The following is a 26,559-nucleotide window of genomic DNA, read 5'->3' as shown; positions in this document are numbered from 1 at the left end:
TCTCCGGGCAAACCAGGATTAAAAAGACATCGTGGGCAGACGCATAATCTGACAGACGAATCGCATCCGCAAAGACAAATCCTCAGTGGAAACCGGGCGGCGGCTGAACATCGGCGGGCATTTCGCTATTCATTTGATTACACGACGACAATTGTTCCCGTTTTGTTGACAACTTGATACAAATCGCGGTGCAATTTAGTTGCAAAAGTTATAGTTTTGCTTTCGAATGAAACTGGCGCAGCCCTCACCTGAGAGAAAAGGATTCCGTGATTGCTTGTTAAACGTTCCGTGACCGGCAGCCTGGCCAGGGCGCTGTTCGGCATCGTGATACTGTCGGTGCTCGCCACCGGGTTGGCGTTGACGACCGTCGCCGGCAGCCAGAGCGATGCCGAGGCGATCAACATCGCCGGTTCGCTGCGCATGCAAAGCTACCGCCTGGCCTTTGATCTCGATCGACAGAGCCCGGAGCTGGAGCTGCACCTGCAGCAGTATCGGCAATCTTTGCAGGCGCCGGCGCTGCAAAAGCTGGCGCGCTTTTACGTCCCGGCCGAGGTGCGCAACCACTATCTGGCGCTGCAACGAACATGGCAAGCGATGGAGCGGCAGATCCGCGACGGGCAGGCCGCCGCCTACCGGGCGGAGGTCGCCGGCTACGTCAACCGCGTCGATCATTTTGTTTCCGCTCTGCAGCGTTATTCCGAGTTGAAACTCACCCTGGTGGCCGCCGTCAGCGTACTGGGCTACGCCGCCATCATCGGCCTGGTGCTGTTCTGCATCCGCTTTATGCGCCGCCAGGTGGTCACGCCGCTGCAGCACCTGGTCGACGCCAGCCAGCGCGTGCAACAGCGCGACTTTCGCCACCCGCAGCTGGACGTGGCGCTGCCGAACGAGCTCGGCGTGCTGTCGCAAACCTTCAGCGCCATGTCGGACGAGCTGGCCCGGCTCTATCAGTCGCTGGAGCTGAAAGTGCAGGAAAAAACCCAGCGCCTGCAGCAGGCCAACGAAACGCTGGAGGTGCTGTATCGCTGTTCACAGGCGCTGAGCGTGCGCCAGATCGATCAGCAGGCATTCGAGAATGTGCTGCGCATCGTGCGCCAAAGCGAACGACTGCGCTGCATCCGGTTGAACGTGGCGGACGATCATGGCCAGTGGCAACTGAACGAAGGAGAGCCGGCGCCGGCGCAAACCTGGAGCGCGCTGCCGATCACCCAAGGCGATAAACTGTTGGGTGAATTGCGATGGCAGCCCGAAGCGCAGCCGCCGCATCCTCACCTGATGCAGAGCCTGGCCAACATGCTGGGGCGCGGCGTCTACTTCAACCGGGCGCAAAAGCAGCACCAATATCTGCTGTTGATGGAAGAGCGTGGGACCATCGCCCGCGAGCTGCACGATTCGCTGGCGCAGACGCTGTCGTTCCTGCGCATCCAGTTGACGCTGCTCCGGCGCGCCGCCGACGATCCGGCGGCGCAGACGATTATCGACGATTTCGATCGCACGCTGGCCGATGCCTATCGCCAGCTGAGAGAATTGCTGGCCACCTTCCGCCTCAACATTCAGGAGGCGGATCTGAATGCCGCGCTGGAGCAACTGTTGCAGCCATTAAAGGCGCTAACCCCCGCGCGGATTCAGTTACACTGTCGGCTGCCCTCGCAGGCGCTCAACGCCCAGCAGCAGGTGCACGCGCTGCAGATCGTGCGCGAGGCGGTGCTCAATGCCGTCAAGCACGCAGGAGCGAGCGAGATCGCGGTGTGTTGCGAGGTCAACGCCGCAGGCGACAACGTATTCAGCATTACCGACGACGGTTGCGGCATCGCCAGTCTGGAAGAACCGGAAGGGCATTACGGCTTGACCATCATGAGCGAACGCGCGGCGCGACTGGGAGGAACGCTGCGCATCCGGCGCAGAAGCCGCGGCGGCACGGCGGTCTGCCTGACATTCTCGCCCTGACCTTGCGGCTGTTCACTCTGCGTTACGGTTGCCGCCGGGCAGAAGGCCGCCCGGAGAGGTTTGCGGTGCAGAATGCCGCTATTTTTGAAGAGACAGTCCCACTGTGAAGCACGCCTCCGGGCGCGTTTGAGTGGCTTTACTTGCTACAGGGAGCATTTTTCATGGTGATGAAGCAATACCGAGTCATGATCGTTGACGATCATCCGTTGATGCGGCGCGGCATCAAACAACTGCTGGGACTGGATGCGCGATTTGGCGTGGTGGCGGAGGCCGGCAACGGCAGCGAGGCGGTTGCGCTGGCGCTGCAGCACGCGCCCGACGTGATCTTGTTGGATCTGAACATGAAGGGCATGTCCGGGCTGGATACGCTGCGGGCTCTGCGCGACGAAGGCGTAGACGCGCGCATCATCGTGCTGACGGTCTCCGACGCGCGCAGCGATCTGTATGCGCTGATCGACGCCGGCGCCGACGGCTATCTGCTGAAAGACAGTGAACCGGAGCAGCTGCTGGAACACATCAGCGCCGCCGCCGAGGGGCAAAACGTGATCAGCGACGCCATGGCCGACTATTTGCTGGCGCGCAGCGAGCAGCGCGATCCCTTCACCGCCTTGACCGAACGCGAACTGGACGTCTTGCAAGAGGTGGCGCGCGGCCTGTCCAACAAACAGGTGGCGGCGCAGTTGCATATCTCTGAAGAAACCGTGAAGGTGCACATCCGCAACATACTGCGCAAGCTGGACGTGCGTTCTCGCGTGGCGGCGACGGTGATGTACCTGGAGTACAAAAGCCACTGATCGCCCCGCCCCGGCCAATACGCCGGGGCCGCCTACTCGATGGCGCCGAGCAGCGCCTGATGATGCTGATGCACCCAGCTCTTGTTGAACGGCCCCCAGCTTTCCAACTGATAAAAACCGTCGTTGTTGCGCACGCCCTGCTGCACGAACTGCAGCTCGACGCCCATGCCGGGCAGCGCCTTCAGCACATCCTGCAACGTGCGGCGCGGCCAACCGGTCAGCGCCATCAACCGCGGCACATTGGGCCGTTCACTGTGGCTGATCAGCCAGCATAAATAAAGCCGACGGGCAAATACCGGGTTAATTCCCATGCCAAGCTCCTGCTGTAAGGTGAATCCAGTTTTTACTTTCGGTTGCCTGCGGCGAAGAGATGCGCAAGGCCTTTGATAGTAATAAAAATGTCTTAATAGCGTCCAATTATCGGCGTCGGTGCATCCGCGCCGTTTTCCGCTACCGTTATTTACACTATCTCCTTTTTTTCTCCACGCTTTCCTCGACTATCCCGAGTAAAGTGCAATAGCGCCGGAATCCTTCCCTGCCGCTGAAATGCATATTTCCGATGCGTTTTAAAGATAGAACAAGTCATAACGAGGTTCGCGCTGCATGGCCAATTTTTTTATTGATCGCCCGATTTTCGCCTGGGTGCTGGCAATTATTCTTTGCCTGACCGGGGCATTGGCGATTTTTTCTTTACCGGTAGAACAATACCCGAATTTGGCGCCGCCGAACGTGCGCATCAGCGCAACTTACCCAGGCGCTTCGGCGCAAACGCTGGAAAACACCGTCACCCAAATCATTGAGCAAAATATGACCGGCCTCGACAACATGATGTATATGTCGTCGCAGAGCACCAATACCGGCCAGGCGACCGTCACGCTGACATTCGAAGCCGGCACCGATCCCAACGAGGCGATGCAGCAGGTGCAAAACCAGCTGCAGGCGGCGATCAAACGTTTGCCGCAGGCGGTGCAGAATCAGGGGGTCACGGTCTCGAAATCCGGCGACACCACGCTGATGATGGTGGCGTTCGTCTCCACCGACAACAGCATGGACAAGCAGGACATCGCCGATTACATCGTCTCCAACCTGCAGGATCCGCTCAGCCGCATCAACGGCGTCGGCAGCATGGACGTGTATGGCTCGCAATACGCCATGCGCATCTGGCTCGATCCCAACAAGCTCAACAGCTACCAGCTCACGACCCAGGACGTGGTCAAGGCCATTCAATCCCAGAACGCCCAGGTGGCGGTCGGCCAGTTGGGCGGCACGCCATCGGTCGATAAACAGGCGTTGAACGCCACCATCAACGCCCAGTCGCAGCTCCAGACGCCGGAACAGTTCCGCCAGATCACCTTGCGGGTCAATCAGGACGGCTCGCTGGTGACGCTGGGCAACGTCGCCACCGTCGAACTGGGCGGCGAGAACTACAACTACCTCAGCCGCTACAACGGCATGCAGGCCGCGGGCATGAACATCAAGCTGGCCTCCGGCGCCAACGAACTGCAAACCGACCAGTTGGTGAAGGACAAGATCGCCGAGCTGTCGCAATACTTCCCGCACGGGCTGGAGGCCAAAGTGGCCTATGAAACCACCCCGTTCGTCAAAGCCTCGATCAAGGACGTGGTGAAAACGCTGCTGGAAGCCATCCTGCTGGTGTTCCTGGTGATGTATCTGTTCCTGCAGAACTTCCGCGCCACGCTGATCCCCACCATCGCCGTGCCGGTGGTGCTGATGGGCACCTTCGCCATCCTTTCCGCCTGCGGCTTCAGCATCAACACCCTCACCATGTTCGCCATGGTGCTGGCGATCGGCCTGCTGGTGGACGACGCCATCGTGGTGGTGGAGAACGTCGAACGCGTGATGAGCGAGGAAGGCCTGCCGCCGCGTGAAGCCACGCGCAAATCCATGGGGCAGATCCAGAGCGCGCTGGTCGGCATCGCCCTGGTGCTGTCGGCGGTGTTCGTGCCGATGGCGTTCTTCGGCGGCACCACCGGCGCCATCTATCGCCAGTTCTCCATCACCATCGTCTCCGCCATGGTGCTGTCGGTGCTGGTGGCGATGATCCTGACCCCGGCCCTGTGCGCCACGCTGCTCAAACCGATCGCCAAAGGGCACCATCACGGCAAGCGCGGCTTCTTCGGCTGGTTCAACCGCATGTTCAACCGCAACGCCGAACGCTATGAGCGCGGTGTGGGGCGCATTCTGCACGCCAGCGGCCGCTACATGGTGATTTATCTGCTGTTGCTCGGCGGCATGGCGCTGCTGTTCATCAAGCTGCCGACCTCGTTCCTGCCGCAGGAAGACCGCGGCATCTTCACCGTGCAGGTGCAACTGCCGGCGGGCTCGACCCTGCAGCAAACCTCCAAAGTGGTGGAAAAGGTCGAGCGGTACTTCCTCACCGAAGAGAAACAGGACGTATTGTCGGTGTTCGCCATCATCGGCTCCGGGCCCGGCGGCAACGGCCAAAACGTGGCACGCCTGTTCGTGCGGCTGAAAGACTGGGACCTGCGCACCTCGGGCGCCAACAGCTCGTTCGACATCATCGATCGCGCCACGCTGGCATTCAACAAGATTAACGAAGCCCGGGTGATCGCCAGCAGCCCGCCGGCGATCACCGGTCTCGGCAACTCCTCCGGCTTCGACATGGAGTTGGAAGACCACGCCGGGCTCGGCCACGCCAAACTGATGGCGGCGCGCGATCAATTGCTGCAGCTGGCCGGGCAAAATCCGCTGCTGTCGCGCGTGCGCCACAACGGCCTGGACGACAGCCCGCAGCTGCAAATCGATATCGATCAGCGCAAGGCTCAGGCGCTGGGCGTATCGATCGACGACATCAACAATACCCTCTCCACCGCCTGGGGCTCGACCTACGTCAACGACTTCGTCGACCGCGGGCGGGTGAAAAAAGTCTACGTGCAGGCCGCGGCGCCGTTCCGCATGCTGCCGGATGACATCAATAAATGGTATGTGCGCAACAGCGCGGGCGGCATGGTGCCGTTCTCGGCCTTCGCCACCTCGCACTGGGAGTACGGCTCGCCGCGGCTGGAGCGCTATAACGGCAGCTCGGCGCTGGAGATCGTCGGCGAGGCGGCCAACGGCGTCAGCACCGGCACCGCCATGGCGGAAATGGAAAAACTGGTCAGCCAACTGCCGACCGGTTTCGGGCTGGAATGGACGGCGATGTCCTATCAGGAACGGCTGTCCGGCTCGCAGGCGCCGGCGCTGTACGCCATTTCGCTGCTGGTGGTGTTCCTGTGCCTGGCGGCGCTGTACGAGAGCTGGTCGATACCGTTCTCGGTGATGCTGGTGGTGCCGCTGGGGGTGATCGGCGCGGTCGCCGCCACCTGGCTGCGCGGTCTGGAGAACGACGTCTATTTCCAGGTTGGCCTGTTGACCATCATTGGGCTGTCGGCGAAAAACGCCATTCTGATCGTCGAGTTCGCCAATGAGCTGAACCATAAAGGCCAAGATCTGATGTCGGCGACGCTCGACGCGTCCCGCATGCGCCTGCGGCCGATCCTGATGACCTCGCTGGCGTTCATCTTCGGCGTGCTGCCGATGGCCACCAGCAGCGGCGCCGGTTCCGGCAGCCAGCATGCGGTCGGCACCGGGGTGATGGGCGGCATGATCTCCGCCACCCTGCTGGCGATTTTCTTCGTGCCGCTGTTCTTCGTGCTGGTACGGCGCCGCTTCCCGGGTAAAGCGCATCCGGCAGGCAATACGCCGGCCAGCGGGGACTGATCCGCGGGATATAAAAAAAGCAGCGTCGGGTTACCGATGCTGCTTTATTTCGAACGAAAATCTCGTTCCCAAGGCGTTTCAGTGACGTTCCAATGACTCAACCTTGCCATCTGCTTCAACGCTGTGTCAGTTGCCCAACATCTCATCAATGAAGTCTTTCCAGTTTCCTAATTCACGATCAACCATAATACTTTACAACCTCAATTATTTGACGAAGCGGATTCTACGCCTGTTTTTTGACCATGTGAAGGGAAACGGGAACGATGCCGGGCCCGGAAACCGGGCTTAGCGCACATTTTCGTATTTATCTGATCAATGTTTAGTGCCGCTATTCCCTTGTGATATCAATTTCTCCGCGGTAGCGTGTAAAAGGTATAAAAATACGCCAATGGAGCGTCGATCATGTCCAGCTCTTTGTCTCTCTCGCAGTTGAAAACGCAGGGCCGCTATCAGGAGGCGACCGCGCTGGCGCTAAGGCAGCTGACGGCAGAGCCGGAAGCGGCGATGTTGCACTTTCAGCTGGCCTGCCTGTATGACGTACAGGGCCTGGAGCAACAGGCCATTCCCTGCTACCTCGCGGCGTTGGCTCGCGATTTGCCGCCCGCCCAGCGCCGCGAGGCCTGGCTGGGTCTCGGCAGCACCTACCGCGCCCTGGGAGAATATTCGGCGTCGCTACGGGCTTTCGACGACGGCCTGGCCGAGTTCCCGCAGGCCAACGAGCTGATGCTGTTTCGCGCCATGGCGCTGTACAACCTGGGTGAAAATAAACGGGCCGTGACCGATCTGTTGCTGCTGCTGGCGGACACCTCGTCAGACCCCGACATCCGCGGTTATCAACGCGCCATTCGGCACTATGCCGCCGATCTCAGTCTTATCGGTTAGAGGAAAACGATGGAAATTATCACCGATCCGAGCCGCCGCGCCATCGACTGGCAGCGGCTGTGTGAATTGCTGGAGGCCGCCGGGCTGGGCAAGCGCGATCCGCACACCTTGCGGCGCGTTTACCAACACAGCCAGTTTTGCTATTGGGGTTTTATCGGCGACGAGTTGATCGCCACTGCACATGCCATCAGCGATCTGACATCGGTCGCCTACCTGGCGGACGTGGCGATCGATCCGCGCTTTCAGGGACAAGGGCTGGGGCGCAGGTTGATGGATCGGGTGATGCAAGATCTGGCGCCGCTCGGCAAGATTTTCATCTATTCGGTGCCGGAAAAGCTGGCCTTCTATAAAAAGTACGGCTTTCACGATTTGACCACCGGCATGGTGTATGCGGACGGCGCTGCGCTGCAGCGCCTGCAACAAGGAGGCTACGTGCGTTAAACGCGCATCACAAGGTTTTGCTCATAAAGATACGGCGAGTTCCCGGCGGCAAGCAAGGCACTTCACCCATACGCTGCCAGCCATGCCGTTGATAAAAATCCGGCGCCTGAAAGCTTATGGTGTACAACACGGCGGAAAGGCAACCGCGCCGGCGGCCTTCCTGCTCGAAACGGCGCAACAGTTCGCTGCCCAACCCCGCGCCGCGCAGCGCTTCCGGCAGATAAAAGAGCTCGAGAAACAGCAGCCCTAACGATGAGCGTCCGGTAATCCCCCCCAGAACTTCCCCACTGTCGGGATCTCTTACCACCACCGCCAGCGGCAGACGATCGCCGTAGCCGATATGTTGATCATTAAAACGATCCAATCCCTCCGCGATACAGGACGTTATTTCCTGCGTTACCCGCTCGGAAATTTCGATATGACATTTTTTCACGTCGGCTCTCCGTATCAATCATCCACGTTCACACTCTGATTACAGCTTAAAACATCGCAGTTTCTTTGTTTAGAATTATCTTTCTCTCAATTTCAACGTTAATATTTTCATGACTTCAGCGCCGACTTTAGTGACGTTCAAAATAAGGCCACCCATCGTGACAGAACCAAGAAAAATCTTAATTATTAATCCGTTAAGCTAAAACAACCACCACTAGATGATCGTCAAAACCGATCGTTTATCCAATTTTGATAGTCTTAATCTATGTTAATTCCTTTTAATTACCGCGGTATTAATAGAAGATGTCTATTCTATTAACCTTACCTTGCTTAAAAATTCGGTTGAAAAAAAGATTTACTCTTTATAAATCATGCTAGTATATAACCTTCCCTTCAAAGCTGGCGCCCAGATAACGCTCATTCGTTTGCGACGCAAGAAAAGTTCAACATGAAATTATTTAGATTATTTCTTTTTTTATGTTTTAAGATAGCCATCCTCACCGGGAAATAAAAAGTAAAGGATTATAATAAAATGGAAATTGATATTTTCAGCGAGTGCGCCTATACCACCGTCGGCATCCGACAACTCATTAACCAAACCTGGGCGGAAAAACGCGCGCCGGCCGGCTTTAGCCGCAAAAGGGTCTGCTTTATCGATGTCACCATTGCCAACTTTGAAGCGTGTTACCGCGATGAATATGCCAACCCCAATACCTACAAAATAATCATTATCACCGACTGCCTGCATGAGATGGTGATTGTCGACAATAAGACCATTATATTATCAAACCTTATATCATTGAGCCGTTTCAGCCACCTGATCGGCGACTTATATAAGCGTTACAGTCACTATACCGAGCCGCCGCAACTCTCTCAGCGCGAATCGCATTTTCTCTCGGAGTGGTCGACGGGAAAATCGCTGGCCGACATCAGCAATGCCATGAATATCAGAAATAAAACCGCCAATCATTACAAATCACAAATCATGAAAAAACTCGGCGCCAGCAGGATAAAACCGCTGTTGCATATTACCCGCGTGCGTTGCTTGACCGAGCGTTTAAACATAAGAATCAATAAAGAATAGTTCTCCCTCCCCGCTCCGCATTGGCGGCAGAACGCGTTCGCCGGCGTCTTTTAAGCGCACCGCCGGCGAAGGTCGCCGTTTCATCAGTTTGCCAACCTCTCACCCTGGCGCCCAATCGTGTCTCGCGCGCATCGTTGTCTGGATCTCGCCGCCGCTTTACTGGCATTATCTCTGCTATCGCCGGGCGGCGAGAAGGCCTAAGACCGCGCCCGCCGCTCAGTATCGACTCGACGAGACAGGTAGCTTTACGCCATGGCAAACAAACCGCAACAAACAACGCTGACGATGTACGGCATCAAAAACTGCGACACCATCAAAAAAGCCCGCCGCTGGCTGGAAGATCGGGGCGTGGCCTATCATTTTCACGACTACCGCGCCGACGGCCTGACCGAACAGCAACTGCGCGGTTTCGTCGCGCAACTGGGTTGGGAGCCGCTGCTCAATACCCGCGGCACCACCTGGCGCAAGCTGGATGAAGCGCAGCGCAACGCCTGTGATAATGCCGACGCCGCCATCGCGCTGATGCTGGCGCAGCCGGCGATCATTAAACGTCCGCTGCTGGACGACGGCAATGGCCACGCCCTGCTCGGTTTTAACGCCGACGCTTACCAACAATTTATCGCCGAGGTTGCCGTATGACTTGCCCGGTTATCGAACTGGCCCAGCAGTTGATCAAGCGCCCTTCCCTCAGCCCGAATGACGAAGGCTGCCAGCAGCTGATGATCGACCGTCTGCAGGCGATCGGCTTCACCGTCGAAGCAATGGACTTCGAAGACACCCAAAACTTCTGGGCCTGGCGCGGCGAAGGGCAAACCCTGGCGTTTGCCGGGCACACCGACGTGGTGCCGACCGGCGATGAAACACGCTGGGAAAACCCGCCGTTTGAACCGGCGATCCGCGACGGCATGCTGTATGGCCGTGGCGCGGCGGACATGAAAGGCTCATTGGCCGCGATGGTGGTGGCCGCGGAGCGCTTTGTCGCCGCCAACCCGAATCACCGGGGCCGCCTGGCATTTCTGATCACTTCAGATGAAGAAGCCAGCGCCACTCACGGCACGGTTAAAGTGGTCGAAGCGCTGATGGCGCGCAACGAGCGGCTGGATTACTGCCTGGTCGGCGAGCCGTCCAGCACCGAACGCGTCGGCGACGTGGTGAAAAACGGCCGTCGCGGCTCCATCACCGCCAACCTGCATATCCACGGCGTACAGGGGCACGTCGCCTATCCGCATTTGGCGGACAACCCAGTGCACCGCGCCATGCCGGCGCTGAATGAACTGGTAGCGATCGAATGGGATCGCGGCAACGAGTTCTTCCCGCCGACCAGCATGCAGATCGCCAACGTGCAGGCCGGCACCGGCAGCAACAACGTGATCCCGGGCGATCTCTACGTGCAGTTCAACTTCCGGTTCAGCACCGAACTGACTGACGCGATGATCAAGCAGCGCGTGGAAGAGCTGCTGGAACGCCATCAGTTGAATTACAGCATCGAATGGCGGCTGTCCGGTCAACCGTTCCTCACCTCGCGCGGCGCGCTGGTGGATGCGGTGGTCAACGCCGTCGAGCACTATTCTGAATTGACGCCGCAGCTGCTGACCACCGGCGGCACCTCCGACGGCCGCTTCATCGCGCAGATGGGCGCGCAGGTGGTGGAACTGGGGCCGGTTAACGCCACCATCCACAAGGTCAACGAATGTGTCAACGCCGCGGATCTGCAGCTGCTGAGCCGCATGTATCAACGCATCATGGAGCAATTGGTCGCATGATCAACGCAGAGATGCTCACCGGCCGCTCAACCGAACACCTGGCGCCGCTGAGCGGCAACCACCGCCTGCAGCCGCAGGCGGTCAACGCCTTCCTGGCGATGCAGCAGGCGGCGCGTGAGGCGGGATTCGATCTCCAGCCCGCCAGTACCTTCCGCGATTTCGACCGTCAGTTGGCGATTTGGAATGGCAAATTCTGCGGCCAGCGGCCAGTATTAGATAAGGACAGCCAACCGATCGACGTCGCGCCGCTGTCCGCCGCCGAGCGCTGTGAGGCGATCCTGCGCTGGTCAGCCTTGCCTGGCGCCAGCCGCCATCACTGGGGCAGCGATTTGGACGTGTACGATCCGTCGCTGTTGCCGGAAGGGCAAAAGCTGCAGCTGGAGCCGTGGGAATATGAAGAAGGCGGGTACTTTGCGCCACTCAACCAGTGGCTGACGGCGCATATGGCCGAGTTCGGTTTCTATCGCCCCTTTACCGAAGACAGCGGCGGCGTGGCGGTGGAGCCGTGGCATCTGAGCTACCGGCCGCTGGCGCAAGAGGCCGAACATTTGCTGACCCCGGCGCTGTTGCTGGCGGCCTGGCATGATAAGGAGGTCGCCGGTGCCGAATGGCTCGAACGCCATCTGCCCTCGATTTTTTCGCGTTTTATACGCAGTGAAGGAAAGGAGTAGCTATGCAATGGTTAGCTGATTACTGGTGGATTATCCTGCTGGTTCTGGTGGGGATGGTCGTCAGCGGCATCAAGGAACTGCGCCGCGTCGACGTGAAAAGCTATCTGGCCAACAAGCCGGAGATACCGCCGCACCGCGACAACAACGCCCAGTGGGATGACGAAGACGACTGGCCGAAAAAGAAATGACATCAGGGCGCTCATCGGCGCCCTGAGTTTTCAGCGAAAGGCGATCAGCTCGCCGCGCTTGCCGGACAATGCCTCGTCCCAGTAGCGCTGCGGCACGTAATAATGCAGCCTTTCCAGCGCGGCGTTCATCATGCCCTGGTTGATTGCGTGCCCGACGTTTTCCTCCACGTCCAGCGTGAAATCGGCGCCGCCGGCCCGTAACGCTTCCGCCGCCGCATGAGCGTGCTGCACCGCGATCACCGCGTCCTCTTCACCGTGGATCAAATGCACCACGCTGTCGCCGAAAGCCTGCTCAGGCAACTGGGCGAAACGCCCGCTGAACGCGACCACGCGCCCGGCCAGTCGGGTTTCCGCTTTTAACGCTTCCAGCGCCATGATCGCCCCCTGCGAGAACCCCACCAGCGCCGTGCCGGCATAGCCTACGCCGCTCAACTGCTGCCAATGGCGCACCACCGCCACAAACTGCGGCATCACGGCTGCGATGCGGGCCGCGCGGTTCTCTTCGGTCACGTCCTGCACCGAAAACCACTGGCGCCCGGCGCCGTTGCCAAACGCTTCGGGGCCACCGATGCTCACCACCTGGGCCTGAGGAAACTCTTTGGCGAAGTAACTGCCGATCTCCCCCATCGCCACCGGGTTGTCGCCGACACCGTGAAACAGCAAGATCAGCTGCGCCGCCGGGGTCGCCGGGCTTTGGACAACGAAATGCTCATGTTTCATCGATGACTCCTTAGTTGTAACCATACCTGGTGCGGCGACAGTCGCCGCCGCACCGCTGACAGTGACTATACGCCGTTGAGAAATCGGGAAAATCGGGTTTTATTGAGCGAGTTATTCAATTTATTGCAACGACTGCGCCCAGTCGCGCCAGTAGCGGCAGTGCTGCGCATTCAGCTGTTCCAGCGCCTGCGCCGTTTCGTGCCGCCAGTAGCGCAGCAAGGCTTTCTGGCCGCTTACGCCCGCCTGCTCCACGCAGGCCGCCGGGGATTGCCGCCGCTGCAGATGGCCGCGCAGCGCGGACAGCGGCAGACTGCTGGCCAACAGCAAACGCTGCAATGCCCCCAGGCTGGCCTCCAGCGGCCGATGGGCGAAAGCGAACCCGGCCAGCTCGCGCCAGTCCTCTTCGCCGAGCGACGTATCGCCGTCGTCGCCCGGGATCGCCAGCGTAAGCTCGATACGCTGCCGCAGCCAGGGCCAGTCACGCGCCAGGTGCTTGTGCGCCGCATGCCGCAGCGCCTCCCCTTGCTCGCTCAGGGGCAAGATAGCCATCGCGGTATAGCAGCCGCTGCTGGCCTCCGGCTTGCTGCCGATGCGCACCAGCTCGAAACCGCAGGATTGCCAAAAGCGCCACAGCGGCTCGGTATAGCCGAAGCTGACCGACAGGAAGTCCAGACCCTGCGCCTGGCAGCGTTGCCGCTCGACCAGCTGACGCGCGATACCCTGCCGCCGCAGCGTCGGCAGCGTCGCGATGCGGGTAATGCGCCGTGACCGCAGCGTCGGCGCCCACCACTGGCCGCCATGCGCCGCCAGCGACTGCGCCACCAGGTTGCCGCGCGGCCGGCGGCGGCCGGCCCACACGTCGTGCGCCAACTCGGCGCTCAAGCCGCCTTCTTCCGCCAGCCACACGGCGCCGACCACTTCCTGTCCGGCCTGCGCCAGCCCGAAATGCATGCCTGGCGCATCCATCAGCCGGCGTAAGTCCAGCGGCGAGGTGCGGTAATGCGCGCTGCTCAGCAGAGCATAGAAACGCGCCAGCCGCTGCGGATCGGCGCACAGTTCACGCTGCTCCGCCTGGCTGTAATCGATCGCCTGGCCGTCCGCCGGCCAGGCGGGCAGCTCGTTGAACAACAGCGCATTGTCCGTTATCCGTTCCAGCGCATCCCCCTGCGCCCAGCGCATCGGCTGTTGCAGGCTCAACGCCTGATAGGACGGCAGCCCGGCGCAAAACTTCAGCAGAAAACCGCGGCCGGTGCCTTCATAGCCCTGCACCGTGGTGGTCAATAGCACACGAGGAAAATAACCGATCAACTGCTGCAACAGCGGCGCGGGGATCGCCGCCGCCTCATCCACCAGCAGCCAGCCCACCTCACTGACGTCGCCTTCCCGGCACTGCGCCAGCAAGGCATCGGGCGCCCAAAACTGCGCGCGCCCCTGCGCCCATTCCCCGGCCACCTCAGTGGCGGCGCGGCTCGGCCCGGTGATCCAGCAGGTCAGCGGCGACTGCGCCACCAGCATGCCGGCCAGCGTCGATTTGCCGCGGCCACGGGCGGCGGTCAGCACCCACACGCCGGACTCGGCCTGCAGCAGCGCCGTCAAGATCGCCTGTTGTTCCTCGGTCGGGCGGCCATCCGGCGGCTGCCACCCCTCACGCGCCGGCAGCGCGGCCAGCGTCAGGGGCTCATCCTGCCGCCAGACCGTCACTTCGCTGTCATCGGCCAGATGCTGCTGCAGATGATGAATGAAATGCGGCGTGGTGATCGGCTGCGGACAATCGCTCCAGCGCAGACTGTCGCCGTCCGGTAACTGAGGCCATTGCCGCCAGGGCGGCGTCAACAGCAGCAGCCAACTGCCGGCGCGCAATGCGCCGCACAACGCCGCCAACGCCTCCACGTCCAGCGACTGACCGGCGTCGAACACTGCGTGCAGCCGCTCCTGCCCCAGCAATTGGCGCACCGCGCGGCTCGGCAAAGCCGTCAGGCCGGGCGGCGGGTTTTCCCCCACCCACGGCCAGTCGCCCGGCAGCGTCGCCGCCAGCCGCTGCGCCTGTTCGCGGCACCAGTCAGGTTCACCGCTGAGCACCAGCAGGCGCCGGATGCCCTGCCGCCGCATGAGTTGTTGCGCTGCCTGTAACATAAGGCTGTATCTCAATCCGAAAAAAATGCCGGAGTCAGGCTCCGGCACTTGAGGCGTTAACGGGATGCAAAGGTGTTGCAGGTATTGGGATCGCCGCTGTCGAAGCCTTGTTTAAACCAGGTGTAGCGCTGCTGCGAGGTGCCGTGAGTGAAGCTGTCCGGCACAACGCGGCCCTGGCTCTGCTGCTGCAACCGATCGTCGCCAATCGCCTGCGCGGCGTTCAGCGCCGCCTGCAGGTCGCCCTCTTCCAGCATCTGCTGCTTCTCGGCGTATTTACCCCACACGCCGGCGAAGCAGTCCGCCTGCAGCTCCATTTTCACCGACAGGCGGTTCACTTCCGCCTGGCTGGCGCCTTGCTGCATCTGGCGCACCTTCGGCTCGATGCCCAACAGGTTCTGCACGTGGTGGCCGACTTCGTGCGCCACCACATAGGCCTGAGCGAAATCACCGCCGGCGCCCAGTTTGGTCTTCATGTCCTGATAGAAAGACAGATCGATATACACCGTTCTGTCGCCCGGGCAGTAGAACGGCCCCATCGCCGACTGACCGGTGCCGCAGCTGGTGCGCGTCACGCCGCGATACATCACCAGCTTCGGCGGTTGATAGGTTTTGCCCATGCGCTGGAAAATCTCTTTCCAGTTGTCCTCGGTCGAAGCCAGCACCACCGAGGTGAATTTGGCCAGCTCATCGTCTTTCGGACTGATGCTGGCGCTCTGTTGTTGACCCTGCGGCGCGACGTTACCGCCGTTCAACAGCGGCGACAGATCGATGCCGTAATAACCGGCCACCAGCACCACCACCAGAATGACGATGCCGCCCTTGCCGCCCACCGGCACGCGGAAACCGCCGCCGCCGCCGCCCAAACCTGAAGACTGCCCGCGACGATCCTCAACATTGTCACTTTCCCGACGCCCTTGCCAACGCATAAATACACTCCAGATATTTCCCCTGCTCGTTGAAGTTGCGCCGCGATCGTAAGCGCAAAGGCAGCTTCAAGCCTGAGTGGGATAGGTTTTAGTCATCTCGCATCCATCATTATAAATGGTCTGCCGCGGAGGAAATGTAGAAATTTTCTGGAAAAACGCAGAATAGCGGGACGATCCGGCCGGATCGCCCCGAATGGCGGTGCCGACGCTTAGTCGAGTTTCACGCCGATGCGGCGCGCCACTTCTTCGTAGGCTTCGATCAGGCCGCCCAGGCTTTGACGGAAACGGTCTTTGTCCATCTTGTCCAGGGTGTTTTTGTCCCACAGGCGGCTGCCGTCCGGCGAGAACTCATCGCCCAGCACCACTTCGCCGTTGAACAGACCGAACTCCAGTTTGAAGTCGACCAGGATCAGGCCGGCGTCGTCGAACAGCTGGGTCAACACGTCGTTGGCGCGGTAGCTCAGCTCGCGCATGCGTGCCAGATGCTCTTTGCTCACCCAGCCAAAGGTTTCGCAGTAGGATTCGTTCACCATCGGATCGTGCATGGCGTCGTTTTTCAGGAACAGATCGAACAGCGGCGGGTTCAGCACCAGGCCTTCTTCGATGCCCAGACGCTTCACCAGCGAACCGGCGGCGCGGTTGCGGATCACGCACTCCACCGGCACCATGTCCAGCTTCTTCACCAGCACTTCGTTGTCGGACAGCAGACGCTCCATCTGGGTCGGGATGCCGGCTTCTTCCAGTTTGCTCATGATGAAATGGTTAAACTTGTTGTTCACCATGCCTTTGCGATCGAACTGCTCAATGCGCTGACCATCCAGTGCTGACGTATCGTTGCGGAACTCCAACACCAACAGATCGGGATTCTCGGTGGTGTAAACGGTTTTTGCCTTTCCGCGATACAGCTCAGCTAGCTTTTGCATCTTACTTACTCCAGTGATGTATCCCCGTTGTCTCCCGAGCGCGGCCCGAAATTAGGGGGTATAGAATTGACCTAATGAATTCTTTGGCGTGCCGGACACTATTGTGCCAAACCTGCGACGCAAACGATACCGTATAGACAAAACAAAAAGGGGCCGAAGCCCCTTTTTGATTAGTTAACGCTGGTTTTGCTGAAGGCTGACTGGAATGCCGCCACCAGTGCGTCGTTTTTCGACTGGGTGAGCGGTTTGCCTTTCGGATCGATGAATTGCAGGCTGGTGCGGTTGTTGAGATCGCCGACCTGCAGTTTGTAATCGCCTTCCGTCAGTTCAGGATCCTTGACGCCCAACGCATCCCAATCGCTGCTGCTCAGGGACTTGTAGGTCACGGCGACGGTGCCCTGCGGACGGCTGCGGTCACCCACTTTCATCCCCAGTTTTTCGAGCGCCGGCGGCAGGCGATCCCACACTACGGTGTACGGGCCGCGCACCACCAGCATCGGCAGGCCGGTGTCATCGGCGCCGCTCTGCACGTCCAGCGCGCCGAAGCGGCTGGCCGTCTGGCTGCTCGCCAGGTTATCCTGCTTGTCCAGGCCTTCGATCAGGGTGTTGATCATCATGCCGTTGTAGCGCTGGATCTCAGACTGATCGGTCACCTGCTCGGTCTTGCCCTGCTGCTGCAGGCCAACGCTTTTCACCACCAGCGCCTGCTGGTAGCCCTGCTGCTGCACGCTGATCTGATAACGGCCTTCGTACTGGTTGTCTTCGTCCAGACGGTTCCACTTCACCCAGTCGGTGGTCAGGGTCTGACCGGCGTCCTGGCGGGAAGCGATCGCGATGTTCTTCGCCTGCAGCAGGCTGACCACGCGCGACCACAGGTTCTGGTTCTGCGGGCTGTTTTCCAGCAGCAGCGTGCCGCTGTCGCCGGCGTATTGCGCACGCGAACCGCTCAGCAGCGCCAACGGCTGCACCGGCGGACGAATGTCCAGCTGCTTGCCGACGTTGCCTTGCACCGTTGTGGCCGGCACGTCATAGTTGCCGCTCTGCACCGGCAGGATCATGCCGGACGGCGCGTTCAGCGCCTTGAGCGGAGCCGCGTCGAGGTAGGCCTCGTCGCCGCTGACCTGGCGCTTGTAGCGCTGATCGCTGCTGCAGGCTGCCAGCATCATCACCAATGAGATGCCTACTACTTTTGCTACCGTCGACTTTTGCAATGAATAAGCCATCAAATTTCCCTTAGAGTTACAGCAAACCGACGCTTTTCAGCGCGCGCTCCACCACCGGGCGGGCGGCTTCGCTCAACGGCGTCATCGGCAGACGCAGCGTATCGGTTGCCATCAATCCCAACGCCTTACAGGCCCACTTCACCGGAATTGGGTTTGCTTCTACAAATAGATCCTGATGCAATGGCATCAAGCGCTGATTTAAGCGGCGCGCTTCGGCAAATTTGCCCTGCGCCGCCAGCGCGCAAAGTTCCGCCATCTCGCGCGCGGCCACGTTGGCCGTCACGGAAATCACCCCTTTGCCGCCCAGTTGCATGAAGTCCAGCCCGCTGGCGTCGTCGCCGCTCAGCAAAATGAAATCTTCATCGTCAACCAGCACTTGGATCTGACTAACGCGACTTAAGTTCCCCGTCGCTTCTTTTACAGCAACAATATTCTTGATTTTCGCCAGCCGAGCGATGGTCGGCGGCAGCATGTCGCAGCCGGTGCGCGAAGGCACGTTATACAGGATCTGCGGCAGTTCGGTGCTCTCGGCGATCGCCTTGAAGTGCTGATACAGCCCTTCCTGCGTCGGCTTATTGTAGTACGGCGTCACCGTCAGGCAGCCCACCACGCCGGTGTTGGCGAAGCGGGTGGTGAGCGCGATGGCTTCGGCGGTGGCGTTGGCGCCGGTGCCGGCGATCACCGGAATGCGGCCGTCGGCCAACTCCAGCGTCTGCAGCACCACGTCAACGTGCTCGTCATGGGCAAGCGTTGCGGACTCGCCGGTGGTCCCTACGGAAACGATCGCCGCGGTGCCACTGGCTACATGATAATCGATCAATTTTTTCAGGCTCGCGCGATCGACAGCACCTTTGTCGTCCATCGGCGTAACCAGTGCAACAATACTTCCCGTAAACATTGGCCGTCCCCTCCACAAACAAGTCACTCATGGTACTTTTGCTGCCTATCCAAAAGCAAGCGCACAACCGCGTTGTAAGCGCTTGGCAGGCGGTTTTTTTTATGTTTACCATGGTAACCCCATTGAGCACGACAGGAAGCGCTATTTTGCCTCAGTCAGACGAACACTATCTCGTGATTACCGCGCTCGGCGCCGACCGCCCCGGAATCGTCAATACCATCACCCGCCACGTCAGCAGTTGCGGATGCAATATCGAAGATAGCCGTCTGGCCATGCTGGGAGAGGAGTTCACGTTCATCATGCTGCTGTCCGGCAGCTGGAACGCCATCACCCTGATCGAATCCACCCTGCCGCAAAAAGGCGCGGAGCTGGATCTGCTGATCGTGATGAAGCGCACAAACTCGCACGAAAGGCCGCCGATGCCGGCCACGGTGTGGGTGCAGGTGGAAGTGAAGGACTCGCCGCACATCATCGAACGCTTTACCGATTTGTTCGACTCCAGCCAGATGAATATCGCCGAACTGGTCTCGCGCACGCAGCCGGCGGACGGCGACCTGCCGCCGCAGCTGTATATCCAAATCACCGCCCACAGCTCCGGCGATCGGGACGCCTCAAATATTGAGCAAGCCTTCCATCGCCTATGTACAGAATTGAACGCGCAAGGCAGTATTAGCGTGGTGAACTATCCACAGCATGACGAGAAAGATGGAGAGTAGTGATGAGCCCATTGAAAGCCGGTGACACAGCGCCGAAATTTAGTTTGCCTGACCAGGACGGTGAGGAAATTAATTTGGCCGACTTCCAGGGACAGCGAGTATTGGTCTATTTTTATCCGAAGGCGATGACGCCGGGCTGCACCGTGCAAGCCTGCGGCCTGCGGGACAACATGGACGAATTGAAAAAGGTCGGCGTCGAAGTGCTGGGCATCAGCACCGACAAACCGGAAAAACTGTCGCGCTTCGCCGAAAAGGAGCTGCTCAACTTCACGCTGTTGTCTGATGAAGATCATCAGGTGTCACAACAGTTTGGCGTGTGGGGCGAGAAAACCTTCATGGGCAAGACCTACGACGGCATTCACCGCATCAGTTTCCTGATCGATGCCAACGGCAAGATTGAAAAAGTGTTTGATGATTTCAAAACCACCAATCACCACGACATCGTTCTGAACTACCTGCAGCAGTAATTCTCACGAAGCGCAGCGGCCTGCTGCGCTTCGTTTCTTCCCAGTCAGTCGGCCTTGTCTTCCACCTCGACCCGCAGTTCATCCGGCCAGGCATGGATCACCGCCTTCACCAGCGTCGCCAGCGGTATGGCGAAAAACACGCCCCAAAAGCCCCACATCCCGCCGAACACGATCACCGACAGGATAATCACCAGCGGATGCAGGTTGACCGCTTCGGAGAACAAAATGGGCACCAACAGGTTGCCGTCCAGCCCCTGCACCACCAGATAGGCGACGATCAGCGTCCAGAAATCGGCGCCGACGCCCCACTGGAACAGCGCCACCACCACTACCGGTATGGTGACCAGCACCGCGCCGATGTAGGGGATCAACACCGAGAAACCCACCAGCACCGCCAGCAGCAGCGAGTAGCGCATGTCCAGCACGGCGAACACCAGGTAGGTCGCCACGCCGACAATCACCATCTCCAGCACTTTGCCGCGAATGTAGTTGGTGATCTGCTGATTCATCTCGTTCCAGACCTGCCCCGCCAGGCCGCGATTGCGCGGCAGCACGCGGCGCACCGCGTTCAGCAGCTGCTCTTTGTCCTTCAGCAGGAAGAACATCATCATCGGCACCAGGATCAGATAGATAGCCAACGTCAGCAGGCCGACCAGCGACGCCAGCGAGAATTTCACCACCGATTCGCCCATGCCGGACAACCGGCTGCGCAGGTTTTCCGCCATCATGTCGATGATGCCGGCATCCACCAGCGCCGGATAACGCTTCGGCAGCGTCGCGGCGAAGTTATAGAACTGGTTGAGCATGCCCGGCAGATCGCTCATCAGATTGATGCCCTGCTGCCAGGCGGTCGGCGCGACGACGAACACCAGCAGCATGGCGACGCCCGCGAACACCAGCAGCATGACGCTCGCCGCCCAGGTGCGCGAACAGCCGATGCGCTGCAGGCGCGCGGTCGGCCACTCCAGCAGATACGCCAGCACGATGGCGACCAGCAACGGGGTCAGAATGCCATGCAAAAAATAGAGAATAAGGAACCCGGCAACCAGGATCACCAGCAGCGCGATGGCCTGAGGATCGGTGAAGCGGCGGCGGTACCACTGTAATAACATCTCCAGCATCAGAGCGGGCTCCTTGAGATTTGGCGGGCGGGCATGGCGATTCCTGTGATAGGCCTGATTAAAGCATAGATAGAATGGGCGCACGCGGGATGTGCAAAGCACTCAGAGTACTCAAAGTTCGCCATACATCAACAGCGAACTGGCTGATTTTATCGCGCGGGCAGGCGATCGACGCAAAAATCCGCAGACGCGGCGACTGGCGCGATGAGCGGCCCCGAACGGGGCCGCGGAAGATTACAGCGAAGTAACGATAGAAAGGGGCGAACCGACCGCCAATGCGAACAACAACACACAGCCAATCGCGATCGCCGCCGCCAGATCATTTTTCATTGTCCCGTCCCCTGATGCTTAAACTGGTTATCGTCACGAACTCTGTCGGTTCTACGTTCACGGCCTTTTCTGATGCACGTCATTAAAAACCCCCGCCGCGGCGGGGGAGAAAACGTTCTGGTGCATCAAGTGTTACAAGGAGGTCATGAGGGATTGCTAACCCTAAATGACTATTTCAAGCTAGGATTATTCTCAGAGCATGGCAAGCGATCGCGTCGAGGTTATCCGCACTTTGAGATAAACCTCATAAAAAAATCCCGCACGGCAGCGGGATGAAGGGATGATAACGTCATGAATTTTTTATGCGGACAATGAGGCGGTATTGTCGTCATTTGGCGACAATACCGCGCCGGCACGGTGGTCACAAGGGAAATTTGGCCACGGTGAGGAAATCAGAATTTCGCCAATGCCCGCGCTCGTGCGCCCGTCAGCATCAACGAAAAAATGGGATTTTCGTCAGACAGCCACCGGGCAAAAACCGGTAGCATGGCCGATATAATCCCAAATGCCGTAGGGGGAAAAATGAACAGCAAACCGTGTGAATTTGATGAAGCCATCTGTCTGGCGATCGGGCGTGGCGTTTGCGAAGTCGTAAAGATAGGAGATGAAATCAGCGTCTTCTCCCTGTTGGAAGCTATCGAGTGCTTCATCGAACGGCAGGCGCTCAGCGAAAGCGAAATCGCGGCGGCGGACGACGCGCTGGATTTGATCAGCGGTTTGGTCCGCCGCCAGTGCTGACGCCTGTTACGAGGCGCAGCCGATGAGCCGTTGCTCTACCGTGACGCCGGGCATCATTTGCCGTAAACCGGCAATCAATTCGTCGCCCGCCTCGTGCAGCGCCGCCAACGGCATCGCCGGCAGGCTCTCCAGGATGAACCACATCCGCTCGGCCTCGGCGCTCAACCGGGTTCTGACCCCCTGGCGCCAATTCCAGCGGCGGCAGGTCACGCCGCGATCGTCGCGCCAAACCACCTCCCCCGCCTCCGGCGATTCATGGATCAGCGCCCCCTCTTTGACGGTATCAAACAGTTCGCTGCCATCCGCGACGATCAGCCGCGGCTCGCCGACATAGGCCGCGATATTCTCGCCCCCCACCGGCACTGCATAACGAATGCTGACGGCGTTATAGAGATCGACGACCGGATCGATGCTGGGCATCGTGCCGTCGCGCAGCGCGCGCTTGCGCAGGGCGTCGGCGGAACAGGGCGTACGCTTGGGTTTGGCGCCAAACTGCATGAACACCTCGCGCCAGGCCGTGAGATGCGCCTCTGCCCAGGGTGCGTCTTCCTCGCCGAGGGCGCGACAGGCTTGCGCCAACGCCAATGCCCCCACGTCCGGATGGGTTATGGGAGCCGCAACCGCGGTAATGCTTAACGCCCGGAAACCGGGTGCCAGCGCAGCGACGGCCGGATCGATTGACGGATCGACTAAAATCATTGAATAATCCTATATTGACCATTTTATTTCATAATATTGACCGATGAACGCCAAAGTCAACAGACCGACCGAGTTCGGCGCCGACGTGCAAACCGTCAGCGAAGCGGTGTCGCACCGCATCAAGCAACAAAGAAAAAGCCAAAAGCTATCGCTGGATGAGCTGTCGCGCCGGGCGGGCGTCAGCAAAGGCATGCTGGTGGAGATCGAGAAAGGCGCCGCCAATCCCAGCATCGCCATCCTGTGCAAGCTCGCGGCGGCGCTGGGTCTGTCGGTGGCGGACATCGTCAACGTCACCCGCGCGCCCGCCGCCTACCTGATTGAAAACCAAGATATTCCCACGCTGTGGCATGGCGATCGCGGCGGCTCGGCCCGCTTGCTCGCGGGCACCCAAGGCCCGAACATGATAGAACTGTGGCGGTGGGAAATGGCGCCGGGGGAAGCCTATGCATCGGGCGGCCACCCGACGGGCACCTTCGAGCTGCTGCACGTTGAGCAAGGCGTCTTGAGCCTGGCCGTCGAACAGACCGAGCTCATGATTGCGCCGGGCTGTTCGGCGGTCGCCAAAACGGACGGCCCGCACCGGTACGCCAACGAAGGCGAAGACACGCTGATTTTCACCATGACGGTCGCCGAATTGCACGCCTGAACGGCGGCCCTGACCTGAACGCTTGCACAGGAGAAGAACCATCATGACAACCCCTGCCCCACGGGAGTGGCGGCGTGCGGACTATCTCGTCAGCACCGATCCCGTTCTGCTGGATCTCGATGCCATCCACGCTTTTCTGACCCGTTCGTCATGGGCGGAGGGAATCGATAAAGAGACCGTCCGCCAGTCGCTCGCCCACAGCCTGTGCTTCGGTTTGTATCACGAGGCCAGACAGATCGGTTTCGCCCGGCTGGTCACCGATTACGCCACTTTCGGCTATCTGTGCGACGTGTACGTGCTGGAAACGTACCAAAAGAGCGGGCTGGGCCTATGGCTGGCAGAATGCTGCCAGGCCCATCCGCTGATGGCGACGCTGCGGCGAGTCATGCTGGTCACGAGCACCGCCCCCTGGCTCTACGAAAAAGTGGGCTATAGCGCCATCAACCGCCCCGACTTTGTCTGGCAGATCGCCCGGCCGGACATTTACCGACGGTAGCGCTATTTCAGCGCCTGCTCGGCCAGCAGCCCGAGGGCGATGACGATCATCGCCGCGCCGGAAATGCGCCCCACTACCTTCGCGGCCTGCGGGCGCGTGCGTAGCACCGACTGCGAACCAAACCCCACCAGCAGATACACCAGGCCGCAGCTGATCAAATGCACGACGCCCAACGCCAGCATCTGCATCGGCACCGACCATTCGGCTCGGGCGTCGGTAAACTGCGGCAGCAGCGCCAGAAACAGCAGAAACACCTTGGGGTTCAAGCCGCTGACGCACACGCCCTTGCCGGCCCAGCGCAGCCAGGAATCGGAACGCTGATCTTCACCGGCGCCGGGCACCGGCGGGTGCAGCAGCATGTTGAAACCGATCCACAACAGATAAGCCGCCCCCAGCAAGGTGAGCGCCGTCAGCGCCAGCGGGTTGCCGACCAGCAGCGCGCCGACGCCCGCCACCACGATCGCAATCATCAGCAGGTGGCCAAACAGCAAGCCGGCGACGGCGGGCACCACCACCCGGCCGCGAATGCCCGCCGAGATCACATAGGCCCAATCCATACCTGGCGTGATCACCAACAAAATCGACACCCCCCAAAACGCGGCGAAAAGAGCGAGCGTCATGCCAGCGCCCTCTCAAACGCGCCGCGCCACATCGAACAGAGAACCATTGCGCTTTCCTCGTGGAAGAAGAACGGCCTCCGCCTGCCGCGGCGGCCGTAAAACCGTTCAACAGATGGCAAGAATATCCTCATGACGTTAAAATGTGCTTTCAATTACTTGCCTGAAATCGGCATAAACGGGGAAATTTTTCCAAATGGATAAGATTGATCGCAAGATTCTTGCTGAACTGCAGGCCGACGGCCGTTTGTCGGTGACCGAGCTGGCCGAGCGGATCGGTTTGAGCGTGTCCCCCTGCCACCGCCGGGTGCGGGCATTAGAGGAGTCCGGGGTGATCAGGGGTTACCGCGCCCAGCTCGATCCCGGCAGCCTGGGCTATAACTTTTCCGCCCTGGTGTTCGTCACCATGCGCGAAGGCGATCGCCGCGCCGTTGAAACCTTCGAAAACGCCATGGTGGACATTCCGCAGGTGGTGCAGGCACAGCGGCTGTTTGGCGACCCCGACTATCTGTTGCACGTGATCGCTCGCGATCTGCCCGCCTTTCAGCAGCTTTATGACGAGAAACTCTCCGCCCTGCCGGGCGTGCAACGCCTGAGCTCCACGCTGGTGATGAAAACCGTGGTGCCGGAGCGTTCATTCCTGCCGTTGGGAAAATGACGACGGGAACGTTGCCGCTCCCGTTTTGACGACCTTAAGGCACAATCACGAAATCCGGATTGGCGATGGCGAACAGCGCCTCGCGATCCGCCGCCGGTGGATAAATCCACTGCGTGTTGATCTCCTGCTTAATCTTTTTGCCTGCCTGACGGGTAAAGCGCACCTGGCGCTCCCAGCCTTCGGTATACAGCGCCCCCCAGGGGCCCAGATCCAGACAGGTCACATACTTCGGCTGGCTGTACGGGTGCGTCGGCAACCCCGCCAGCTCCGCCGCCGCATTGTGGCCGGCCACGCGGCCAAGGCTCAGCGCATGCTGGCAGGTCATCAGGTTGTGGTTACCGAGATCGTCGGTCGCCGCCTTCACCGTATCGCCGGTCACGAAAATGCCCGCCGCCGCCGGCGCGCGCAGGAAGGCGTCGCCGATCACCCGGCCGCTGCCGTCGCGCTCGCCAGGGATCTGCTCGGTCAGCGGGTGCGCCCGCACGCCCGCCGCCAGGATCACCGTGTTGGCGGCGATGCGCTCACCGTTCGACAGCATCACTCCCTCAGCGTCGATGGCCGAGACGCGCAGGCCGGCCCGCGCTTCCACGTCGCACTCCGCCAGCGCCTGGCGAATCACCGCCCCCGGCTCCGCGCCCATTCCGGCGCCCACTTCCGGGGCGCTATCGACGATCACCACGCGCACGTTCTCGTCTTTGCCCAGCGCATCACGCAGCCGTTGCGGCATCTCTGCTGCACTCTCCAGGCCGGTCAGCCCCGCCCCCACCACCACGGCGGTGTTGCGCGCCGGCGTCGACGGTTTGGCCGCCAGCGCTTTAATATGGGCATCCAAACGCTGCGCGCTTTCCAGCGTATCGACGTTGAAGCCGTATTCGGCAAAGCCCGGCACCGCAGGCACGGACAGCCGACTGCCGGTGGCCCACACCAAACGATCGTAGGCCAACTCCAGGGGTTCCCCCGCCGCCGGCGCCACCGTGAGCGTTTTAGCAGCGGCATCGATACGCTCTACCGTCCCGGCCAGGTGGCGCACACCGACGACGGCGAGCTGCGCGGAAATGTCCGGGTTCATGTTTTCCAACACGGCTTCATACAGGCGCGGCCGGATGGTAACGGTTGGCGTCGGTGAAACCATGAGCACCTCGATATCGTCATGCTTACCGGCAAGGGTAATGGCGCGCATGGCGGACACGGCGGCCCAAAAACCGGCAAAACCGGAACCGGCAATCACTATTTTCTGCGTCATGGGATGACTCCTTCATACAGGGTTAACCGGGCGACAAGGCTGCCCGCAGTTTTTTCGGATGA

29 protein-coding genes are annotated in these 26,559 nt (G+C 60.2%); 16 read left to right on the top strand and 13 right to left on the bottom strand.

Annotation, left to right across the window (positions count from 1 at the left end):
* The first annotated feature begins 270 nt into the window (after positions 1–270).
* A complete protein-coding gene (narQ, locus tag CRO23_RS06050) occupies positions 271–1,947 on the top strand; it encodes a nitrate/nitrite two-component system sensor histidine kinase NarQ (protein ID WP_016926752.1) in 1,677 nt (558 codons plus the stop codon).
* 161 nt (positions 1,948–2,108) lie between these two features.
* A complete protein-coding gene (locus CRO23_RS06045; RefSeq protein ID WP_004941753.1) occupies positions 2,109–2,741 on the top strand; it encodes a response regulator in 633 nt (210 codons plus the stop codon).
* Positions 2,742–2,773: 32 nt separating this feature from the next.
* On the opposite strand, the gene CRO23_RS06040 is transcribed toward CRO23_RS06045, so the two are convergent.
* Positions 2,774–3,052 (bottom strand): winged helix-turn-helix domain-containing protein, encoded by a 279-nt coding sequence (locus CRO23_RS06040; protein ID WP_016926751.1) that lies wholly within the window; start codon positions 3,050–3,052, stop codon positions 2,774–2,776.
* A 292-nt stretch (positions 3,053–3,344) separates the two neighbouring features.
* Between CRO23_RS06040 and acrD the strand changes: the two genes are divergently transcribed.
* A complete protein-coding gene (acrD, locus tag CRO23_RS06035; RefSeq protein WP_016926750.1) occupies positions 3,345–6,482 on the top strand; it encodes a multidrug efflux RND transporter permease AcrD in 3,138 nt (1,045 codons plus the stop codon).
* 126 nt (positions 6,483–6,608) lie between these two features.
* Here acrD and ypfM read toward each other — a convergent pair whose 3' ends face one another.
* Positions 6,609–6,668 carry a protein YpfM gene (gene ypfM / locus CRO23_RS24715; RefSeq protein ID WP_100396732.1) on the bottom strand — a complete coding sequence of 20 codons (60 nt, stop codon included), beginning with the start codon at positions 6,666–6,668 and terminating at the stop codon, positions 6,609–6,611.
* 216 nt (positions 6,669–6,884) lie between these two features.
* Between ypfM and CRO23_RS06030 the strand changes: the two genes are divergently transcribed.
* A complete protein-coding gene (locus CRO23_RS06030; RefSeq protein ID WP_016926749.1) occupies positions 6,885–7,364 on the top strand; it encodes a tetratricopeptide repeat protein in 480 nt (159 codons plus the stop codon).
* Between the two features lie 9 nt (positions 7,365–7,373).
* Complete coding sequence (locus tag CRO23_RS06025) at positions 7,374–7,805, top strand: GNAT family N-acetyltransferase (protein ID WP_004941740.1); 432 nt, start codon at positions 7,374–7,376, stop codon at positions 7,803–7,805.
* A 7-nt stretch (positions 7,806–7,812) separates the two neighbouring features.
* Here the strand turns inward: CRO23_RS06025 and CRO23_RS06020 are convergent, their stop codons facing one another.
* A complete protein-coding gene (locus CRO23_RS06020; RefSeq protein ID WP_004941737.1) occupies positions 7,813–8,238 on the bottom strand; it encodes a GNAT family N-acetyltransferase in 426 nt (141 codons plus the stop codon).
* Positions 8,239–8,769: 531 nt separating this feature from the next.
* Between CRO23_RS06020 and CRO23_RS06015 the strand changes: the two genes are divergently transcribed.
* The 5 genes from CRO23_RS06015 (at position 8,770) to CRO23_RS05995 (ending at position 11,943) form a co-directional block, all read left to right on the top strand.
* Positions 8,770–9,321, top strand: coding sequence for a LuxR C-terminal-related transcriptional regulator (locus tag CRO23_RS06015; protein ID WP_097101565.1), 552 nt, complete (start codon positions 8,770–8,772; stop codon positions 9,319–9,321).
* 252 nt (positions 9,322–9,573) lie between these two features.
* A complete protein-coding gene (locus CRO23_RS06010) occupies positions 9,574–9,960 on the top strand; it encodes an ArsC family reductase (RefSeq protein ID WP_033634178.1) in 387 nt (128 codons plus the stop codon).
* A complete protein-coding gene (gene dapE / locus CRO23_RS06005) occupies positions 9,957–11,084 on the top strand; it encodes a succinyl-diaminopimelate desuccinylase (RefSeq protein WP_016926745.1) in 1,128 nt (375 codons plus the stop codon). Before CRO23_RS06010 ends, dapE begins: the two co-directional genes overlap by 4 nt.
* The gene (locus CRO23_RS06000; protein WP_016926744.1) at positions 11,081–11,755 is read left to right on the top strand and encodes a M15 family metallopeptidase; all 675 of its coding nucleotides are present in this window, start codon (positions 11,081–11,083) and stop codon (positions 11,753–11,755) included. The genes dapE and CRO23_RS06000 overlap by 4 nt, the downstream gene beginning before the upstream one ends.
* A 2-nt stretch (positions 11,756–11,757) precedes the next feature.
* The gene (locus tag CRO23_RS05995; RefSeq protein ID WP_004941720.1) at positions 11,758–11,943 is read left to right on the top strand and encodes a YpfN family protein; all 186 of its coding nucleotides are present in this window, start codon (positions 11,758–11,760) and stop codon (positions 11,941–11,943) included.
* Between the two features lie 30 nt (positions 11,944–11,973).
* On the opposite strand, the gene ypfH is transcribed toward CRO23_RS05995, so the two are convergent.
* The 6 genes from ypfH to dapA all read right to left on the bottom strand — a co-directional run bounded on the left by ypfH (position 11,974) and on the right by dapA (position 18,766).
* Positions 11,974–12,663 carry an esterase gene (gene ypfH / locus CRO23_RS05990; protein WP_016926743.1) on the bottom strand — a complete coding sequence of 230 codons (690 nt, stop codon included), beginning with the start codon at positions 12,661–12,663 and terminating at the stop codon, positions 11,974–11,976.
* A 120-nt stretch (positions 12,664–12,783) separates the two neighbouring features.
* On the bottom strand, positions 12,784–14,796 hold the full coding sequence (locus tag CRO23_RS05985; RefSeq protein WP_097101563.1) for a tRNA(Met) cytidine acetyltransferase TmcA: 2,013 nt from the start codon (positions 14,794–14,796) through the stop codon (positions 12,784–12,786).
* A 56-nt stretch (positions 14,797–14,852) separates the two neighbouring features.
* Entirely contained in the window at positions 14,853–15,722 is an 870-nt protein-coding gene (ypfJ, locus tag CRO23_RS05980; RefSeq protein WP_048325299.1) for a KPN_02809 family neutral zinc metallopeptidase, read from the bottom strand.
* Positions 15,723–15,931: 209 nt separating this feature from the next.
* On the bottom strand, positions 15,932–16,645 hold the full coding sequence (gene purC, locus CRO23_RS05975; RefSeq protein WP_004941708.1) for a phosphoribosylaminoimidazolesuccinocarboxamide synthase: 714 nt from the start codon (positions 16,643–16,645) through the stop codon (positions 15,932–15,934).
* A gap of 170 nt (positions 16,646–16,815) precedes the next feature.
* The gene (gene bamC, locus CRO23_RS05970) at positions 16,816–17,868 is read right to left on the bottom strand and encodes an outer membrane protein assembly factor BamC (protein ID WP_015378707.1); all 1,053 of its coding nucleotides are present in this window, start codon (positions 17,866–17,868) and stop codon (positions 16,816–16,818) included.
* 16 nt (positions 17,869–17,884) lie between these two features.
* Positions 17,885–18,766 (bottom strand): 4-hydroxy-tetrahydrodipicolinate synthase, encoded by an 882-nt coding sequence (dapA, locus tag CRO23_RS05965; RefSeq protein WP_004941701.1) that lies wholly within the window; start codon positions 18,764–18,766, stop codon positions 17,885–17,887.
* A 110-nt stretch (positions 18,767–18,876) separates the two neighbouring features.
* Between dapA and CRO23_RS05960 the strand changes: the two genes are divergently transcribed.
* Positions 18,877–19,482, top strand: coding sequence for a glycine cleavage system transcriptional repressor (locus tag CRO23_RS05960; protein ID WP_369783268.1), 606 nt, complete (start codon positions 18,877–18,879; stop codon positions 19,480–19,482).
* Positions 19,483–19,484: 2 nt separating this feature from the next.
* A complete protein-coding gene (gene bcp / locus CRO23_RS05955; RefSeq protein WP_015378709.1) occupies positions 19,485–19,949 on the top strand; it encodes a thioredoxin-dependent thiol peroxidase in 465 nt (154 codons plus the stop codon).
* Positions 19,950–19,993: 44 nt separating this feature from the next.
* Here the strand turns inward: bcp and CRO23_RS05950 are convergent, their stop codons facing one another.
* Positions 19,994–21,070 (bottom strand): AI-2E family transporter, encoded by a 1,077-nt coding sequence (locus CRO23_RS05950; RefSeq protein WP_016926738.1) that lies wholly within the window; start codon positions 21,068–21,070, stop codon positions 19,994–19,996.
* Positions 21,071–21,922: 852 nt separating this feature from the next.
* Here CRO23_RS05950 and CRO23_RS05945 point away from each other — a divergent pair.
* Positions 21,923–22,138, top strand: a complete 216-nt coding sequence (locus CRO23_RS05945; protein WP_016926736.1) for a hypothetical protein — start codon at positions 21,923–21,925, stop codon at positions 22,136–22,138.
* Between the two features lie 6 nt (positions 22,139–22,144).
* Here the strand turns inward: CRO23_RS05945 and CRO23_RS05940 are convergent, their stop codons facing one another.
* The gene (locus CRO23_RS05940) at positions 22,145–22,837 is read right to left on the bottom strand and encodes a B3/B4 domain-containing protein (protein ID WP_033639670.1); all 693 of its coding nucleotides are present in this window, start codon (positions 22,835–22,837) and stop codon (positions 22,145–22,147) included.
* 43 nt (positions 22,838–22,880) lie between these two features.
* Between CRO23_RS05940 and CRO23_RS05935 the strand changes: the two genes are divergently transcribed.
* Both CRO23_RS05935 and CRO23_RS05930 read left to right on the top strand, forming a co-directional pair.
* Positions 22,881–23,483: an XRE family transcriptional regulator gene (locus CRO23_RS05935; RefSeq protein ID WP_097101561.1), complete on the top strand. Its 603-nt coding sequence runs from the start codon at positions 22,881–22,883 to the stop codon at positions 23,481–23,483.
* Between the two features lie 43 nt (positions 23,484–23,526).
* Positions 23,527–23,979, top strand: coding sequence for a GNAT family N-acetyltransferase (locus CRO23_RS05930; protein WP_016926733.1), 453 nt, complete (start codon positions 23,527–23,529; stop codon positions 23,977–23,979).
* Between the two features lie 2 nt (positions 23,980–23,981).
* On the opposite strand, the gene CRO23_RS05925 is transcribed toward CRO23_RS05930, so the two are convergent.
* Positions 23,982–24,599: a LysE family translocator gene (locus CRO23_RS05925; RefSeq protein WP_097101559.1), complete on the bottom strand. Its 618-nt coding sequence runs from the start codon at positions 24,597–24,599 to the stop codon at positions 23,982–23,984.
* Between the two features lie 193 nt (positions 24,600–24,792).
* Here CRO23_RS05925 and CRO23_RS05920 point away from each other — a divergent pair, with 193 nt between their 5' ends.
* Positions 24,793–25,254, top strand: coding sequence for an Lrp/AsnC family transcriptional regulator (locus tag CRO23_RS05920; RefSeq protein ID WP_004941672.1), 462 nt, complete (start codon positions 24,793–24,795; stop codon positions 25,252–25,254).
* 34 nt (positions 25,255–25,288) lie between these two features.
* Here the strand turns inward: CRO23_RS05920 and CRO23_RS05915 are convergent, their stop codons facing one another.
* Entirely contained in the window at positions 25,289–26,497 is a 1,209-nt protein-coding gene (locus CRO23_RS05915) for an NAD(P)/FAD-dependent oxidoreductase (protein WP_016926730.1), read from the bottom strand.
* Between the last annotated feature and the right edge of the window lie 62 nt (positions 26,498–26,559).

The organism is Serratia sp. JKS296 (assembly GCF_900215445.1).
GTDB classification, from domain to species: Bacteria; Pseudomonadota; Gammaproteobacteria; order Enterobacterales; family Enterobacteriaceae; genus Serratia; species Serratia marcescens.
Note: the sequence above shows the minus strand (reverse complement) of the source record. Positions and strands in the feature narration are given on the sequence as shown.

Coding starts and splice junctions, on each gene's coding strand:
- CRO23_RS06045 (WP_004941753.1), top strand. CDS start 2,109: ATGGTGATGAAGCAATACCGAGTCATGATCGTTGACGATCATCCGTTG.
- CRO23_RS06040 (WP_016926751.1), bottom strand. CDS start 3,052: ATGGGAATTAACCCGGTATTTGCCCGTCGGCTTTATTTATGCTGGCTG.
- acrD (WP_016926750.1), top strand. CDS start 3,345: ATGGCCAATTTTTTTATTGATCGCCCGATTTTCGCCTGGGTGCTGGCA.
- CRO23_RS06030 (WP_016926749.1), top strand. CDS start 6,885: ATGTCCAGCTCTTTGTCTCTCTCGCAGTTGAAAACGCAGGGCCGCTAT.
- CRO23_RS06025 (WP_004941740.1), top strand. CDS start 7,374: ATGGAAATTATCACCGATCCGAGCCGCCGCGCCATCGACTGGCAGCGG.
- CRO23_RS06015 (WP_097101565.1), top strand. CDS start 8,770: ATGGAAATTGATATTTTCAGCGAGTGCGCCTATACCACCGTCGGCATC.
- CRO23_RS06010 (WP_033634178.1), top strand. CDS start 9,574: ATGGCAAACAAACCGCAACAAACAACGCTGACGATGTACGGCATCAAA.
- dapE (WP_016926745.1), top strand. CDS start 9,957: ATGACTTGCCCGGTTATCGAACTGGCCCAGCAGTTGATCAAGCGCCCT.
- CRO23_RS06000 (WP_016926744.1), top strand. CDS start 11,081: ATGATCAACGCAGAGATGCTCACCGGCCGCTCAACCGAACACCTGGCG.
- CRO23_RS05995 (WP_004941720.1), top strand. CDS start 11,758: ATGCAATGGTTAGCTGATTACTGGTGGATTATCCTGCTGGTTCTGGTG.
- ypfH (WP_016926743.1), bottom strand. CDS start 12,663: ATGAAACATGAGCATTTCGTTGTCCAAAGCCCGGCGACCCCGGCGGCG.
- CRO23_RS05985 (WP_097101563.1), bottom strand. CDS start 14,796: ATGTTACAGGCAGCGCAACAACTCATGCGGCGGCAGGGCATCCGGCGC.
- ypfJ (WP_048325299.1), bottom strand. CDS start 15,722: ATGCGTTGGCAAGGGCGTCGGGAAAGTGACAATGTTGAGGATCGTCGC.
- purC (WP_004941708.1), bottom strand. CDS start 16,645: ATGCAAAAGCTAGCTGAGCTGTATCGCGGAAAGGCAAAAACCGTTTAC.
- bamC (WP_015378707.1), bottom strand. CDS start 17,868: ATGGCTTATTCATTGCAAAAGTCGACGGTAGCAAAAGTAGTAGGCATC.
- dapA (WP_004941701.1), bottom strand. CDS start 18,766: ATGTTTACGGGAAGTATTGTTGCACTGGTTACGCCGATGGACGACAAA.
- CRO23_RS05960 (WP_369783268.1), top strand. CDS start 18,877: ATGGTAACCCCATTGAGCACGACAGGAAGCGCTATTTTGCCTCAGTCA.
- bcp (WP_015378709.1), top strand. CDS start 19,485: ATGAGCCCATTGAAAGCCGGTGACACAGCGCCGAAATTTAGTTTGCCT.
- CRO23_RS05950 (WP_016926738.1), bottom strand. CDS start 21,070: ATGCTGGAGATGTTATTACAGTGGTACCGCCGCCGCTTCACCGATCCT.
- CRO23_RS05945 (WP_016926736.1), top strand. CDS start 21,923: ATGAACAGCAAACCGTGTGAATTTGATGAAGCCATCTGTCTGGCGATC.
- CRO23_RS05940 (WP_033639670.1), bottom strand. CDS start 22,837: ATGATTTTAGTCGATCCGTCAATCGATCCGGCCGTCGCTGCGCTGGCA.
- CRO23_RS05935 (WP_097101561.1), top strand. CDS start 22,881: ATGAACGCCAAAGTCAACAGACCGACCGAGTTCGGCGCCGACGTGCAA.
- CRO23_RS05930 (WP_016926733.1), top strand. CDS start 23,527: ATGACAACCCCTGCCCCACGGGAGTGGCGGCGTGCGGACTATCTCGTC.
- CRO23_RS05925 (WP_097101559.1), bottom strand. CDS start 24,599: ATGACGCTCGCTCTTTTCGCCGCGTTTTGGGGGGTGTCGATTTTGTTG.
- CRO23_RS05920 (WP_004941672.1), top strand. CDS start 24,793: ATGGATAAGATTGATCGCAAGATTCTTGCTGAACTGCAGGCCGACGGC.
- CRO23_RS05915 (WP_016926730.1), bottom strand. CDS start 26,497: ATGACGCAGAAAATAGTGATTGCCGGTTCCGGTTTTGCCGGTTTTTGG.